The sequence below is a fragment of the Bradyrhizobium sp. LA6.8 genome, assembly GCF_040547935.1.
Classification (GTDB): Bacteria; Pseudomonadota; Alphaproteobacteria; order Rhizobiales; family Xanthobacteraceae; genus Bradyrhizobium; species Bradyrhizobium barranii.
In genome coordinates, this window is sequence record NZ_JBEPQQ010000003.1 from 992,878 (window position 1) to 1,007,078 (window position 14,201).

Below are 14,201 nucleotides of genomic sequence, written 5' to 3' on the forward strand. Positions count from 1 at the left end.
CCGCCCATGCGTTTGGGCGTCGGCGCGCACAAATCCGTCTGGAAGTCTTTGAAGATAGAATTGAAGCCCCTGAGCCCCGGCGCGGGCCTATTCCGCCTCATCCCCTCGGTCGCCATCCCGATCGGGGGCCTTCAGGGCATCGTTTCACGGGAAACCGGTGTTTCACGGCCCATCATTCCGTTGACCAAGCCGCTGTTGCCGGCCGAGGCCGGCGCACCAGCCCTAGCGGCTTCTCTCTGGGCAGATTCGGCGCCATCATGGGCGGTGTCCCCACGCATCATTCAGATCCCGCTCTCGGGCGGCGACCGCAAGGCCCAGGCCAAAGGCATCCGCCAGGCGCACGGCCTGCACGCGAGCTATTTCCGGGAGTCCGTGCTGATCCGGGAAGCCGCCGAGGCCAAGCTGCGCGACGCCGACCGGCTTGAGTGCGACGCGTGGAATGCGATCATGTGGGCTGGCGGCCCGGCGATGCCGTCGCCTGGCGAAGCCCAGGCGAACCCGACGATCGCCAAGGCACTCAATGCCGGCTACGACCTGGTCGAGGCCAAGTGCAACCGATGCCGGCGGATCTCGCTGGTGTCGCTGCGCGCGATCAAGCGGCCGGCCGACACGCCGATCTGGAAGCTGGAGCCGGTGCTTTATTGCGAGCCGTGCTCGGACGTGCGAGGCCGGCGGCAGCGCGCCCATATTCTGCGGCTGACATTTGCCAGGCCGGACGGCGGCACGACGGAGAAGGCCCAGCGATGACGAAGTTTTCCACCGACTACGCGAACCCGGAAGCCGCCGCCCGCAAGCTGGTCGAGATCGCGGCCAGCGTCGGCGCCGCCCAAGACGGCCGCATCTTCATTGAGAAGATCAACGCGCCGTTCCTGTTCACGCTTAAAGCCAAGGGCAGCGAGTTCGGCGCCGGCCTGAGGTTCGCGGTCGAGCGGGGTTGGCTGGAGCTGCACGAGAGCGGCACCTACGTGCGGCTCAGGCCGGCGGGCGAGGATTTGGCGGCTGCCAGCTAGGAACTGCAGCCAACGGCAAGTATAATCAGGGTTCAACTTGAACTGATTTGGGGGACGCCTTGAGCTGGTGCGATCGATTGGCCTCTACTCCGGGGGTGGGCTTCCATCTTACACCTCACTTTTCAACGGTCGAAATTATGCAGAGTTGGTCCCCAATGCTGGATCGCATGGTAGACCAATTCCATAAGCCGACCTTTTCGATTGCAGAGAACGGAGGCCTTCTCAGTTTCAGCAATAGGGACGGCTTCGTCTACCAAGCAGATCACCTGCGGGCCGCAGTTACGTTTCAGTACCACCTGAAAGCGAAGCCGGTTAGTGGCGGGCCGCCAATTATGGAAATGCTCTCGACTCCTCAGCCCTACACGGAGATGCTTCCGATTGTCTCCGAAAAACTCGTTGAGGCGACTCGGTTGCTGCCTCAGGTCTCAAAGCGAAAGATATTGCAGGTCGGAATCGTTAGCGTTACGCGCGCAGCTCTCGCAGACCTGCCGCCGGGCATCGTTCGCTTCATCGAGTATCTGAAACGCCCTTGGAGCAACAAAGATCTTCCATCGTTCAGTATCGAGATAGTTTCAGAAATTGAAGAAGCCGAGCACTGGGTCGATCGATGCCAGCATAGAATCGTGCTGGCGGAAGATCCCGACGAGTTGATGTCACTGACGTTCGACTTTCATCGCAAGTTCAAAGTCGGCCAACCATCCAGCGAATCGCAAATGAAGACGCTGCTAGCAAAGGGCAGTGAAGCCGCACTATCGTATTTCGAGAGAATAGGAGAAGGAAACTTATTCGATGAGTACCTTATCGGCCGCAAGGCAATTTGAATTCGACTTTCGGAGCGACAACTCCGACGTCGCTCAGCAATCGATCTCTTCCGGCGCAGCCCCCCGTACGCGCGCCGGCGGCGCTGACATCTTTGACATGCCTCGTTTCCCGACCTTCTCTTATCCAACGAGCGTGGGCGCCGCGGCCTCGCGCAATGCGGCACGCTTGAATGCCGCGTCTATCGACCCTGTCGAGCATAAGGGATTACTCGAAGAGCGGCAGATGCTTCTCGACAAGGAGCTAGCGGAAACATTGAGCCATGAAGAAGCGAACCGCTTGGCATATGTGCGTTGGTCGCTTGATCGTGTTGACGACGCCAAGTATGGGCTCGGCCTGGAAAGGTTGGAGAGCATGGTCTCAGATCTCGAACGTTTTCACACCGATGTTCGCCAGTTTCATTCCGAACTTGACCGCTTAAAGAAGTCGGGGGGACGACGTGACCGATATCGCAATTAAGGATCGGCGAGTTGTGTCGCGCTCATCGGTGGAGCCCGGTAAGCCATATACGGAATATCGACAGAGCTTAAGGAGAGATTTTTTCTATTCGTGCGCTTATTGCACGATGACTGAATTCGAGGCGCAGGCGATCCGTATGACCATCGATCATTATGAACCAAAATCGGTTCGCAGTGATCTGGCCAACGACTACAGCAATCTCATGTACGCTTGTGACATCTGCAACGAGCGTAAAGGGAATCGGTCCCCGCCTCCTGAAGCTCGCGCTGAAGGCTTTCGATTCTTCCGCGCCGATGCCGAGCCTCGCCAGGACCATTTCGAAACAGAGCCCGACAACCAGTTGAAGGGAAAGACAAGCGTCGGGGACTTCACGACAAAGATGCTGGACCTTAATCGCGAAAATTTGCTGGGCCTTCGCGCGGTTCGCAGGCGAATGGCCGAGTGCATGCCTCTCATCGCAGAGGGCGTGCTTGCTCTGCGTGCATTTCCCATCGACCATCTTCCGCCGTGGGTCCGGGTTCGTGCCCTGAAGACCATCGAGAGCATGACAGACGCCGCAGCTTCCATGCAGGAACAAGTGGACGATGTGCTGCTATCTTTTGCAAAATCCGAGATGATCGACCCCGACGAAACATCAGACGATCGACGAACCGCGAGAGAGGTTTACGTCAAAGGACTCGAGGCACTTTTTCCCAGTAAGGGATTCCGTTCCTCACGGCGCGGACGGCGCCCGCGCTCGCCCTGAAGGAGTGGATAGGCGTCAGGCCGCGGCTTGTAAGTCACTGGAAAGAAAAACTTAGCCGATCTCCAACGGTTTGCGGGTTTCTTCGACCAGCGCGTAACCTGCCGCGGTCAGGTGCAGGTTGTCTGACAGATAGTAGGTCTGATCGAACGTCTGGAGCTGCGGAATCGAAGCCGCGTCGGCAACGACAAATCCATTCGCGACCGCGTTGCTGATAAGCAGAGAATTGTAGAACAGCCGACAGTTTTCCCGGAAGTTGCCGGTGTTGAGATTGAAATTCGTCCTCGGGATCGTCGTGGTCGTCACGATCCTGGTGAAGCCCGCCGCCTGTGCCGCCTGCACATAGGGCAAGAAATAATTGTTGTAGAGGTTCTGCGCCGAGACCGCGTTGCCGGTCTGCGCGTCCGCCGCACTGGTGTAGCTGATAACACCGATGTCGTTGGTGGGGTCGATGATGTGGAGGACGTTCTTCGCCTTCGCCGCATCGAACAGGCCGAGCACGCGCGCGCGGTTGGTGTAGGCGGTCGCGAGGGTCTGGCCGGCTAGCCCCATGTTGTAATATTCCCAGGCGCGCACGTCGCCTTTCTGGCCGCGGCCGAAGCCGCCTTGCCAGCCGGCGCTTTGAAGCGAGGCCGCGCCAACTCCGCTCATCAGCGAATTGCCGTCCTCGACCAGCCGGTAGCTCCAAGGGAAGTTGCCAGCGCGATCCGGATTGAAAGACACGTTCAGAGCGTTCTCGACCACCAGATTTGCCGCTGCGGCATCGGCCTGAGCATAGATCGCAATGCAGAAGACATCGTTCTGCGCGTTGTACTGGTTGTTGAGCGAACTCTTGCCGAACCGCATGCCTTGGATCGCCGATGACGAGATCGCGCCGGTTGTGAAGGTCCGCTCGACGCCGTCGAAGCGCGCGCGGACATTGGCGCCACCGCACACCGTCGTGATTGTTTGCAAATGGCTACGCGGGAAGAACGTGTTGAAGATTAGGCTGCCGAAATTGACCGCCAGCCCGCCGCCGGAGCCGAGCAGGAAAGAGTTCGAAGTTGCGAAGCCAGTGTCGGAGAATCCTTCCCAGATCGCGTTCTGTTGGTTTGGGCAGTGGTCGACCATCATCATGTAGACGCTGATGGCCTGCCGGTTGAGGCCGGACAGCACCGGCGTGTCCAGCCATTTCGCGACAGCGCTTTGCGGCCAGGTGTCGATGGTGATGGGGCGGATGCTCATCCACTCGTTCAGCGACGAGAAGATCGGGCGGTTGGCGTCAGTCGCTTGGACAAGATCGAGACCAGAGCCCGACTGATCGTAGACCTTCACGATGGTGAGGGCCGTCCCGCCGGCAAAGACATCGGCAGCAGACTTGTCCACCAGGTTGCCGGAAAAGCCGATGTCGAGCTGTGCGCTGTCCAATGCTCGCTGCACCCTGAGGCAGTTTCCTGTCCAGCCCGCGACTCTGATGACGGAATAGACCGCCTTGAGGTTGGTAGCGGGTAGGACGATGGCGGGCGAGTTAGCTAACCCAAGATCTCTGAAATCCGCCGGCACGGCCGCCAGCGGTTGCGTCAGCGATCGTGTCAGCAGCTGCGTCGTTCTAGCCACTGAAGACACCGCACGAGACGCCGGCGCGGCGGCTGAAGCGATATGTGCCGGGGGCGACGATCATCAGCGCGGGCTTCAGTGCAGAGAGCGTTTCGACCAAGAAATACTGACCGGCGTCGTCCTTCAGCAGGATATCGACGAAGGCAAGGTCGCCCACGGCCGGGCCAGCAGCGTCTTTCAGGCAGACAGTGAGAGGCGTTCCGGTTGATACGACTTGGTCTGCGGAATCCGCAGCGGTCACGCCTATGGCGAGGATCTGAGTTGGCATTGCGCAGTGCTCCAGCGTTAAGGGCGAGCGTTGCGCTATCACTAGGGCGGCGGCCTCGAATTCCGCACCCTGACACGTGTCAGGGTTACGAACACCGCATCAGTCCGGCCATTGTGGCCGCATGTCGGGACAAAACACAAGCACAGCTTTCCACATCGTGTTGGCGCACAGCAAGACGCCGGACGTAGTGCTCGGCGCTGGGATTGAAATCGTCTTCAACTCCGAAGGCGACGGCGCGGCCGAGTGGATCATGCTGCTGCCGATCGATGCCGCCGGCCTTGTGCCGACCAAGGATGGGCGCGGTCCGTATCGCGTCGCCGATGCTGCGAAGCTCGCGGCCTCGGCCCTTTCGGTGCATAGCGGCCGCATCCCCATCGATGAGAACCACGCGACCGATCTGGCGGCACCTGAGGGCCGGCCGGCGCCGGCGCGCGGCTGGGTCACGACGATGGATGTTCGGACCGACGGCATCTACGGCAAGGTCGAGTGGTCCGCGCCAGGCGCGACGCTGATGGCCGAACGCGCCTATCGCTTCATCTCTCCCGTGCTGATCTGCGACGCGTTGAACAACGTGCTCGACATGCCGCGGGCCTCGCTCACCAACACCCCCAATCTGCGCGGAATGGCCGCGCTCAATTCAACGGAGAACGATCAGATGGATTTGCTCGCGCAGCTTCGCCAACTCCTGGGCCTCGGCAATGACGCGGATTCCGCGTCGGTGGTTTCGAAGGTCACGAGCATGTGCGGCACCGATACCGCCTTGCAGTCGATCGCGAAGGCGGCGGGCCTCCAGGCGGACGCAACGAGCGACTCCATCGTGACGACCGTGACCACGCTTGCCGCTGCCGGCAAGGCCAATGGCGCCGAGACGATCGCCGCGCTCCAGAGCGAGTTGAAGGAGATCGGCGGCAAGCTCCAGGCGGCCGTGACCGCGACTGCGACCGAGAAGGCAACCGCCTTCGTCGACGGTGCGATCCGCGAAGGCCGCGTCGGCGTGAAGCCGTTGCGCGAGCACTACATCGCCATGCATGCACAAGATCCTGCGCGCGTCGAGAAGGAGATCGGCGCACTGCCGAAGCTCGGTACGGGTTCGATGCTCCTGGTGGAGCCGCCGGCGCCGAAGGACGGCAAGGTCGCGCTGAACGCCCAGCAAAAGGAAGCCGCGCGCCTCCTCGGCATCAAGGAAGACGACTACGCCAAGACGCTCGCCAGCGAAGCGTCGAGCGACTGAGACCCAACCACACACAAACACGCGACCTGACCGGAGCCCCGCATGACCGCCTTGACCGCCGACCGCATGACGCAACGCCGCGAGAAGCCGATCCATCATTACGATGTGAAGGCCACGACCAAGATCTGGATGGGCGCGCTTGTCGCGCTCAATGCGGGTTACGCCCAGGGCGGCACTACGGCGACGGGCCTCATCGCGGTCGGCCGGGCCGAGCACTACGCCGACAATTCGGCGGGCGCGAACGGTGACATCAAGATCAAGGTCCGCGCCGGCGTGTTCAAGTGGAACAACTCCACGTCGACTGATCAGATCACGCGAACCGAGATCGGCTCGGATTGCTACATCGTCGACGACAACACAGTCGCCAAGACCAACGGGTCGTCGACCCGCTCGGTCGCCGGCAAGGTCGTCGATGTCGACAGCGACGGCGTTTGGGTCGCGACCGGCCCCGGCAACGTCATCTGATCTTTCCGCCCCCTTGATCCATCACACAGGCAGCATCACTCCATGATCGTCAATCGCCAGAACCTCGACGGCCTTCGCGTCGGCTTCAAGACGACTTTCCAGAACCAGCTCCAGCAGACCACGACGCTGTTCCAGCGCGTCGCGACGGTCGTTCCGTCGACCGCGAAGTCGGAAACCTACGGCTGGCTCGGCAAGATCCCGAACGTGCGCGAGTGGCTCGGCGAGCGCATCGTGCAGAACCTCTCCGAAGCCAGCTATGCGATCAAGAACAAGCCGTTCGAGTTGACGATCGGCGTCGACCGGGACGACATCGAAGATGACAATCTCGGCATCTATACGCCGCTGTTCGCCATGTTCGGCGAGTCCGTCGCGGCGTGGCCCGACCAGCTGGTCTGGCCGTTGCTGCTCGCCGGCTTCTCCACCAACTGCTATGATGGCCAGTTCTTCTTCGACACCGATCATCCGGTGCTCGATGCCGCCGGCAACGCGACGCAGGTTGCCAACACCGATGGCGGCGCCGGCACGCCGTGGTTCCTGCTCGACGTCTCCAAGGTGCTGAAGCCGCTGATCTGGCAGCTGCGCAAGTCCGGCCAGTTCGTTGCGCTGGACAATCCCACCGACGAGAACGTCTTCAACAAGAAGGAATTCCTCTACGGCTGGGACGGCCGCGGCAACGCCGGGTTTGGGCTCTGGCAGTTCGCCTGGGGTTCGAAGCAGGCGCTCGACGCGACCCACTACAACACCGCGCGTGCGGCCCTGATCGGCATGAAGGGGGACTTCGGCCGGCCGCTGAACGTGCTCGCCAACGGCACCAAGCCGCTCCTGGTCGTGCCGTCGACGCTGGAAGGTGCCGCCCGCCAGCTGATCGAGGCCGAGCGCAACGCCGACGGCTCCAGCAACATCTGGTTCGGCACCGCAGACATCCTCGTCTGCACCTGGCTCGGCTGATCCGGCCCGGCTGATCAGAGGCGAACATGGCAAAGGCAAGCAACAAGGCGGCCAAGGGCGCAGATGCCGCGGCCCTTCAGAAGCTGGTCGACGAGCTGCGCGAGCAGCTCGCGGCCGCAACGGCCGGCACGGCAGTCGCGCAGCTGGAGGCCGAGAAGGCCGCGCTCTCGGCCGATCGCGACCAGATCATGGCGAACCTCGCCGATGTGAGCGCGAAGCTGGAGGCATCGATCGAGGCGCGCACCACGCTTGCCGCTGCGCTCGAATCTGCCCAGGCCGAGATCCTCAAGCTGCAAAGCATGGGCTGCGCCGGCGAGACCGCACCCATCGAGCAACCAGCACCAGTCATCACCGGTCCGGCAATCGCTGTTCGCACCAGGCCCGGTCGCCAGCAAACGCGTTATCGCGCGGGGCGCGCCTTCGGTCCGGTTGCGGTGCCGATCGCACTCGCTGATCTCACCGAGGACGCTCTCAAGGCGCTCCAAGCCGATCCCGAACTCGTCATCACCGATCACAAGTCCAGTCAGGAGGACTGATGTCGTTCCACGTCGCATTTACCGGCCGATCGCGCGTCCACGCGCTTCAGCTGCTTGAAACCCACAAGGCGCATTTGCCGGCGCCTGTCTTCGACTATCTTGCTATTGCGATCAACAATCTGCCGCCGCCAAGCCGTGACTCTTCGATGGCTGTCCGCGTCAAGGCACATGGGCATTTGTGCTCCGGCGGCGATGGCGCGCATTCGAGCGCGACGATCGACGTCGAGCCCCTGACGATCCCGGACTGACGTCCGGTTCAACGCGGGCAAGTCGAGTGGGCGTCGAAAGTCGATAGCCTTCGGCGGGTTCAATTCCTGCCCCCGCACCCAGTTTCGGAATTCGTGCGCCGTGCCAATCACCCGCAGCTGATTGGGTCCTGACAGACAGCGGCACACGGATCACCCCTCGGTCCTTTCCTAGGGCGCGAATGCCTGAGCGGCGGGACCGAGGGACCAGTTTCACCAGGGGCGCATCACATGCCGAAGGCTGATTTCTTGATTGACGATGCTAGCTACCAGGAAGGCCGCGCTGCGTTCACCGCCGGCGCAACCATTCGCTCGATAGCCGAACAGGTGCAGACGTCGGTCGTCGCCGGCACCTTTGATGATGACAAGGTTCTGTCCAGCGCGATCGGCTTCGCCGATGCGCTGCTCGACCATCTGCGCGGAAAGTGCACCTGACATGATGCCCGTCCTGTCACAACGCTGGCCGCGGGAAGTCGTCGTCGACAACTGCGACGGTACGGTCTCGCTGTTGCAGGACGTCGGCTCGATCGACTGGAGGAACGTTCGCGGGCGCCGCGCCGGCGACGTCATCCGCAAGCCTGCCTGGCGCGCGCCCGTCGTGTCGGAGGCCGCATGACCTACGCCACCCAAGCCGACCTGGTCGAGCGCTTCGGCGAACCCATGCTGATCGATCTCACCGATCGGGCCGACCCGCCAGCGGGCGCGATTGACGCGACCGTCATTGTCAACGCGCTGACGGATGCCGATTCCACCATCGACGGCTATTTGCTCGGCCGCTACGTGCTACCGCTGGCGCAGACGCCGTCGCTGCTCAACGACCTCGCCAAGGCGATCGCCATCTACAAGCTTCATCGGGACGTCGTCTCCGACAAAGTCAGGAGCGACTATCAGGATGCACTGAAGACGCTTCAGCTCATCGCCAGCGGAACGATGCGCCTCAACGTTGCCGGCGTCGAGCCGCCGTCTTCCGGTGCTTCCGGAGTGAAGGTCACGGATCGCCCGCGCGACTTCACGCCCGAGAACCTCAAGGGCTTCATCTGATGACCGGTGCAATGCTCCAGGTCCAGCTGAAGGATGCCGAGGGGACGCTCGCAGACCTCGGTGAGCTGATCGAGCGTGTCGAGAATCCGACGCCCATGTTCGAGGACATCGGCCTGGCGTTGGTGACGTCGACGCATCATCGCTGGGATCAAGGCGTTGCGCCGGATGGTTCGCCGTGGCCGCCGAGCCTTCGCGTCATCGCGCAGGGCGGCAAGACGCTGGTGCTGTCATCGCGGCTCTATCGTTCGATCACGGCCAATGCATCGCCGACCGGCGTCGAAGTCGGCACCAATGTCGTCTACGCGGCCATCCATCAGTTCGGCGGTCCGATCCAGCATGCGGCGCGGACCGCTGTGCTGCACTTCAAGACCAATCAACGCAGCGGTACCACGCGCTTTGCCAAGCCGTCCAAAGCCGATCGCGCGCGCAAGGCCGAGATCCGGGCGCATGTGCAGCAGATGCCGGCACGGCCGTTCCTTGGCCTCGACGAGGACGATCCGCGCACGATCCTGACCATCGTCGAGAACTATGTTTCGGCAGGAGGCCAGCTCCAGTGACCACGCTTGTTGATAGCGTAGCGCAGCGGATCTCCGCCCAGGTTCCGGACCTGACCGGCAAGATCGAGGGCATCCTCGCGCTTGCCTCGTTGATCGCCGCGGGCGCCATGCCTCAGCGTGAGGTCTGCGCGTTCGTGGTGCCGCTTGGCTTCGACGATCGCGGCGCGGAGTCCGCCACTGGTTTTCATACGCAGACATTGAGCCATGGCATCGGTGTCCTGCTCTGCATCAAGGCGCTCGGCGACGCCAAGGCGCGGAAGGCTCTGCCGACCATCGAGGATCTGACGGCCGATGTCGTCGAGGCCGTCGCTGGCTGGGGACCGACCGGCGCTGTCGGCGTCTTCACCGTCACCCGCGGCCGGCTGCTGTCCGCCGACAAGGGGCTGGTGATTTACCAGCTCGACTTCGCGTTGCTCGACCAACTGAGGATCGTTTGATGAGCGAACAGGAACAGCCCGTTCATGGCGGGAGCTACACGCGGCAGCTGGACGGCTCGCTGCTCCGCAATGAAGAGAAGCCGGCGGCGAAGGATGCCAAGACGCCGGCCGCACCGAAGAAGCAGAAAGAGGTCTGAGCCATGCCGATTTTCTGGCGCCAGATGGTGCTGCTCGCCAAGATCGAGACGGGCTACGCCACCGACCCCACGCTCGCGGGCACCGCGAACGCGATTCTCGCGAAGAACGTCTCGATCCGGCCGATGGAAGGCAGCGACGTCTCTCGCGACCTCGTGCAGCCGAACTTCGGCAATCAACCATCGATCCCGGCCGATCTGCACACCGTGATCGAGTTCGACACCGAGCTGGCGGGGTCTGGAACGGCCGGCACCGCGCCGGCGTGGGGACCACTGCTCCGAGGCTGCGGCTACGCGGAAGTTCTCTCCGCCGGCGTTTCGGCGACCTATTCGCCGATCACTCTCTCGATCGAAAGCCTCTACGTGAAGTTCTGGATGGGGGCGACGCTGCATGCGATCAAGGGCGCGCGCGGCACCGCCAAGCTTACGCTCGATGCTCAGGGCATCCCGATGATCCACTGGGCGTTCACTGGCCTCTGGGTCGCACCAAGCGAAGTCGCGGCAGCAGTCCCGACTTTGACCAGTTTCAAGAAGCCGCTGATCGTCAACAAGGCAAACACGCCGACCTTTACCGTCAACAGCGTCGCGCTCGTGATGCGCAACTTCTCGCTCGATCTCGCCAACCAAGTCGAGCCGCGCATGCTGGTCCCGAGCGAGTCGGTGCTCATCACCGACCACAAGGAGCAGATCGACTTCACCTGCGAAGCCGTGCCGGTTTCGACGCTTGACGTCTATGGGCTCGCGAACTCGCAGGCCACCGTTGCGGTCAGCCTGGTGCACGGTGTCACCGCCGGCAACATCGTCACGATCGCAGCACCGACCGCCGAATTCAAGCGACCGACCGGCTACCAGCAGAACCAGGGCATCGCCGAGTGGCCGCTCTCGATGCTGTGCCTGCCGAACGCCGGCAACGACCAGGTGTCCATCACGCTCACCTAAAACGCTCAAATCCCGAAGTTCTGTCAGGAGGTTTCAAGGCATGTTCAAGATCGTCGACAAACGCACCTTCACCCACGAGGTGAAGGTGTTCACGCCCACCGACGGCGGCTTCAGTGAGGACTTGCTGAAGGCGACGTTCAACTACGTACCGACCGACAAGGTCGCGAGCTTCGACCTCAGCCGGTCGGACGACACCACGTCGTTCCTTCGCGAGATCGTGGTGCGCTTCTCCGACCTGGTCGACGAGCAGGATCAGCCGATTGCCTGCACCGACGAATTGCGCGAGCGGTTGCTGTTCGTTCCGAACGTCCGGCAAGCGTTGATCACGCACTATTTTGAGACCGTAAACCGGATCGCCGAGGGAAACTGAGATGGGCCGCAGCGCGCTGGGCAAGAGCGGCGCGTGGGGCGGCCGACGATCAGGAGATCGAGGACGCGATCGAGGGCGCGCGGCGCATGGGGTTCGACGCGGTCTCATTGCGCAATCTCGAAGAGACCATGCGCGGCGATGATCGTTCCGGCGAATTCGAGGGCGTCTGGCGCGAGAATGTCCCGACCGTCGAGGCATTCCTCACCATCTGCGGACAATGGCGTGTGGTGGCGCGCGGCGGTGGCGGCACGATCGCGCCGATGGCGGGCGGCATCATCCTTCCGATCTTGCCGCTGTTCGTCGGGCTGGACTATGCGTCGGTCCGAGCGGGCTTGGACGCAGAAGGATTTGAAGTGACGCCGGCACTGTGGCGCGGACTGCGCGCCATGGAGCAGGCGGCCATCAAGGGGCTGAACGAGGACGCCTGATGCGGGTATCTCTCCAGATCGACGGCGATGCGTCCGGCGCCAAACAGGCTGCGCAGGAGGCATCGTCCGCGATCGACGCGCTGGGCAAGAGCGCCGAGGGCGCCGGCTCCTCGATCGAGAAGGCTAGCGGTGCGGCATCCGGCCTGGCGAAGTCGTCGGAAGCGGCTGGAGCTGCCAACGACAACATTGCCTCAAGCGCCGGCGCCGTCTCCCAGAAGGTCGCCGATCTCGCGACCAAGGTGCAAGGCGCGCAGAGCGCGCTGGCCAAATTGGCCCAGGGCGCGAGCGGCGTCGGCGAAGCCATTGGCATCGCCACGCGCGCAGCGAGCGGCTTCGGCGTCGTCACCGCGGCGATTGGCGTCGCCTCGGCCGCTTACACCGCCTACCAGAACGTCATCAGCAGCGGCAGCAAGAGCATCGAGCAGCAGCTCGACGATCAGACCAAGCTGATCAACATGATCCGCGACGCATACAACAAGGCGAAGGGCGCGGCCGGAGACTTCTATAGCTATGGCGCGAACGCGACCCAGCTGCTTCTGATCCAGAACGAGGCCGAACTAAGGAAGTCGTTGCAGACGCAGGTCGGAAGCTTCATCTCTGGCGCCACCACTTTCGGCGGCATCGGCGACTTCCTTAACCAAGTAAAGCAGGTCAAGCCTGAGCTCGCGCCGTTCGAGGACGTCATCTTCAAGCTCCAGGCGGGCTTCAAGAGCGGCGCGCCCGACGTCAAAAAATTTGCCGACCAGGTCGCGCGCATCGGACTTGCGAGCCCCGATCTCCAGAAGACGGCCGCCGATCTGATCAACAAGATCAAGCCGTCCCTCGATCTTCAGAACCGGATCTCCGAGAACAGCTCTGGCATCGCGGTCAGCAAGGGCGAGGCAACATCCAAGGATCTGGCGACACTCGGCATCACCGCCGAGAACAATGCGTCCGCATTCGAGCGGTTTACGAAGTCGATCGACCGGCAAGCCGCGTCGATGGAGGCGGAATCGCGCGCGGTCGGACTTTCGGCCGGCGAGATCGCAAGACTGCGCACCGAGAACGTGCTCACGGAGGCCGCTCAGCAGTCGGGCGGCGACGCGGCGAAGAAATACGCCGACCGCATCGCCGAGGTCGCCCAGCGCGCCGGCCAGGCCGCGCAGGCGCTCGCGGAAGCGCAGCTCAAGTCCGACGTCGCATTCGAGGGCGCACAGCTCGGGCGGAGCGCCGATGATGCCGCGGTGGCTGAACGGCTGCGCGGCGCGTTCGGCAACAATGCCGACATGAACAGTTCGGTCGCGCAGACCATCCGGGCCAACAATGAGCTGAAAGAGTTGAAGAGCACCGCCCAGGATCTGGGCGGCGGCGCGTTCCGCGATTTCACCAGCCAGGTGATGGCTGGCACCAATGCGCTCGTCGCGCTCGGCAACGCCGGTCTCAACGCGCTGAGCAAGATTGCAAGCAAGCTCGCCGACAAGACGCTGGACATCTTCCTTTCGTCGTTGATGGGAGGCCCGAAAATGAGTGCCGCTGGCGATCTCGGCGCCGGCACGGGCGGCCTATCGTTTCCGATGTTCGACGTCGGTGGCTACACCGGCCACGGCGGCAAGTACGAGCCGGCCGGCATCGTTCACCGCGACGAGTACGTCTTCGACAAGACGTCGGTGAACCGCGCTGGCGTCGGCTTCTTCACGAAGCTGCACCGGCGGTTGCGCGGCTACGACAGCGGCGGCCTGGTCGGCAGCTCGGCGCCGGCCTGGGGCGATTGGAGCGGCGGGTCGTCGTCGAGCAGCAGCAGCTCACCTTCGGCCACGGGCCTCAAGGTGGACGTCGGCGTGTCCGTCGACAACAACGGCAATCTTCAAGCCTATGTGAAGAGCGTGTCGATGCAGTCCGCCTCGGACACGGTGAGCAGCTTCGTCACAAGTCCGCAGTTCGTTGATCATGTCGCCGACGCCTCGAATGTCGGACGAACCAATCGGTTAATCGGATAG

The 14,201-nt window shown here is 62.8% G+C and carries 22 protein-coding genes; 20 read left to right on the forward strand and 2 right to left on the reverse strand.

Annotated features, from left to right (window positions below; translation table 11 throughout):
- The first annotated feature begins 6 nt into the window (after positions 1-6).
- From ABIA90_RS18510 to ABIA90_RS18530, 5 genes are all read left to right on the forward strand, one after another.
- On the forward strand, positions 7-747 hold the full coding sequence (locus ABIA90_RS18510) for a hypothetical protein (protein WP_354117857.1): 741 nt from the start codon (positions 7-9) through the stop codon (positions 745-747).
- Complete coding sequence (locus ABIA90_RS18515; protein ID WP_354117856.1) at positions 744-1,010, forward strand: hypothetical protein; 267 nt, start codon at positions 744-746, stop codon at positions 1,008-1,010. Before ABIA90_RS18510 ends, ABIA90_RS18515 begins: the two co-directional genes overlap by 4 nt.
- Before the next feature lie 155 nt (positions 1,011-1,165).
- Positions 1,166-1,831, forward strand: a complete 666-nt coding sequence (locus ABIA90_RS18520; RefSeq protein ID WP_354117855.1) for a hypothetical protein — start codon at positions 1,166-1,168, stop codon at positions 1,829-1,831.
- Positions 1,800-2,288, forward strand: coding sequence for a hypothetical protein (locus ABIA90_RS18525; protein ID WP_354117854.1), 489 nt, complete (start codon positions 1,800-1,802; stop codon positions 2,286-2,288). Before ABIA90_RS18520 ends, ABIA90_RS18525 begins: the two co-directional genes overlap by 32 nt.
- Positions 2,269-3,033, forward strand: a complete 765-nt coding sequence (locus ABIA90_RS18530; protein ID WP_354117853.1) for an HNH endonuclease — start codon at positions 2,269-2,271, stop codon at positions 3,031-3,033. Before ABIA90_RS18525 ends, ABIA90_RS18530 begins: the two co-directional genes overlap by 20 nt.
- A 51-nt stretch (positions 3,034-3,084) precedes the next feature.
- Here the strand turns inward: ABIA90_RS18530 and ABIA90_RS18535 are convergent, their stop codons facing one another.
- Positions 3,085-4,635, reverse strand: a complete 1,551-nt coding sequence (locus tag ABIA90_RS18535) for an SGNH/GDSL hydrolase family protein (RefSeq protein ID WP_354122462.1) — start codon at positions 4,633-4,635, stop codon at positions 3,085-3,087.
- A complete protein-coding gene (locus ABIA90_RS18540) occupies positions 4,619-4,894 on the reverse strand; it encodes a hypothetical protein (RefSeq protein ID WP_354117852.1) in 276 nt (91 codons plus the stop codon). The genes ABIA90_RS18535 and ABIA90_RS18540 overlap by 17 nt, the downstream gene beginning before the upstream one ends.
- Before the next feature lie 121 nt (positions 4,895-5,015).
- Between ABIA90_RS18540 and ABIA90_RS18545 the strand changes: the two genes are divergently transcribed.
- From ABIA90_RS18545 to ABIA90_RS18615, 15 genes are all read left to right on the forward strand, one after another.
- Positions 5,016-6,125, forward strand: a complete 1,110-nt coding sequence (locus ABIA90_RS18545) for a phage protease (RefSeq protein ID WP_354117851.1) — start codon at positions 5,016-5,018, stop codon at positions 6,123-6,125.
- A 42-nt stretch (positions 6,126-6,167) separates the two neighbouring features.
- Positions 6,168-6,590: a hypothetical protein gene (locus ABIA90_RS18550; RefSeq protein ID WP_354117850.1), complete on the forward strand. Its 423-nt coding sequence runs from the start codon at positions 6,168-6,170 to the stop codon at positions 6,588-6,590.
- 42 nt (positions 6,591-6,632) lie between these two features.
- On the forward strand, positions 6,633-7,538 hold the full coding sequence (locus tag ABIA90_RS18555) for a Mu-like prophage major head subunit gpT family protein (protein ID WP_354117849.1): 906 nt from the start codon (positions 6,633-6,635) through the stop codon (positions 7,536-7,538).
- Positions 7,539-7,564: 26 nt separating this feature from the next.
- On the forward strand, positions 7,565-8,074 hold the full coding sequence (locus ABIA90_RS18560) for an HI1506-related protein (RefSeq protein ID WP_354117848.1): 510 nt from the start codon (positions 7,565-7,567) through the stop codon (positions 8,072-8,074).
- Positions 8,074-8,322 (forward strand): hypothetical protein, encoded by a 249-nt coding sequence (locus ABIA90_RS18565; protein WP_354117847.1) that lies wholly within the window; start codon positions 8,074-8,076, stop codon positions 8,320-8,322. The genes ABIA90_RS18560 and ABIA90_RS18565 overlap by 1 nt, the downstream gene beginning before the upstream one ends.
- 228 nt (positions 8,323-8,550) lie before the next feature.
- Positions 8,551-8,754, forward strand: a complete 204-nt coding sequence (locus tag ABIA90_RS18570; RefSeq protein ID WP_354117846.1) for a hypothetical protein — start codon at positions 8,551-8,553, stop codon at positions 8,752-8,754.
- Position 8,755: 1 nt separating this feature from the next.
- The gene (locus ABIA90_RS18575; RefSeq protein ID WP_354117845.1) at positions 8,756-8,935 is read left to right on the forward strand and encodes a hypothetical protein; all 180 of its coding nucleotides are present in this window, start codon (positions 8,756-8,758) and stop codon (positions 8,933-8,935) included.
- Entirely contained in the window at positions 8,932-9,360 is a 429-nt protein-coding gene (locus tag ABIA90_RS18580) for a gp436 family protein (protein WP_354117844.1), read from the forward strand. The genes ABIA90_RS18575 and ABIA90_RS18580 overlap by 4 nt, the downstream gene beginning before the upstream one ends.
- On the forward strand, positions 9,360-9,917 hold the full coding sequence (locus ABIA90_RS18585; RefSeq protein ID WP_354117843.1) for a phage virion morphogenesis protein: 558 nt from the start codon (positions 9,360-9,362) through the stop codon (positions 9,915-9,917). The genes ABIA90_RS18580 and ABIA90_RS18585 overlap by 1 nt, the downstream gene beginning before the upstream one ends.
- Complete coding sequence (locus tag ABIA90_RS18590; RefSeq protein WP_354117842.1) at positions 9,914-10,354, forward strand: phage tail terminator protein; 441 nt, start codon at positions 9,914-9,916, stop codon at positions 10,352-10,354. The genes ABIA90_RS18585 and ABIA90_RS18590 overlap by 4 nt, the downstream gene beginning before the upstream one ends.
- Positions 10,354-10,491 (forward strand): hypothetical protein, encoded by a 138-nt coding sequence (locus tag ABIA90_RS18595; protein ID WP_354117841.1) that lies wholly within the window; start codon positions 10,354-10,356, stop codon positions 10,489-10,491. Before ABIA90_RS18590 ends, ABIA90_RS18595 begins: the two co-directional genes overlap by 1 nt.
- A gap of 3 nt (positions 10,492-10,494) precedes the next feature.
- The gene (locus ABIA90_RS18600) at positions 10,495-11,427 is read left to right on the forward strand and encodes a phage tail tube protein (protein WP_354117840.1); all 933 of its coding nucleotides are present in this window, start codon (positions 10,495-10,497) and stop codon (positions 11,425-11,427) included.
- A 40-nt stretch (positions 11,428-11,467) separates the two neighbouring features.
- Positions 11,468-11,797, forward strand: a complete 330-nt coding sequence (locus ABIA90_RS18605; protein ID WP_354117839.1) for a hypothetical protein — start codon at positions 11,468-11,470, stop codon at positions 11,795-11,797.
- 128 nt (positions 11,798-11,925) lie between these two features.
- A complete protein-coding gene (locus ABIA90_RS18610; protein WP_354117838.1) occupies positions 11,926-12,225 on the forward strand; it encodes a DUF1799 domain-containing protein in 300 nt (99 codons plus the stop codon).
- Positions 12,225-14,201: a phage tail tape measure protein gene (locus ABIA90_RS18615; protein WP_354117837.1), complete on the forward strand. Its 1,977-nt coding sequence runs from the start codon at positions 12,225-12,227 to the stop codon at positions 14,199-14,201. The genes ABIA90_RS18610 and ABIA90_RS18615 overlap by 1 nt, the downstream gene beginning before the upstream one ends.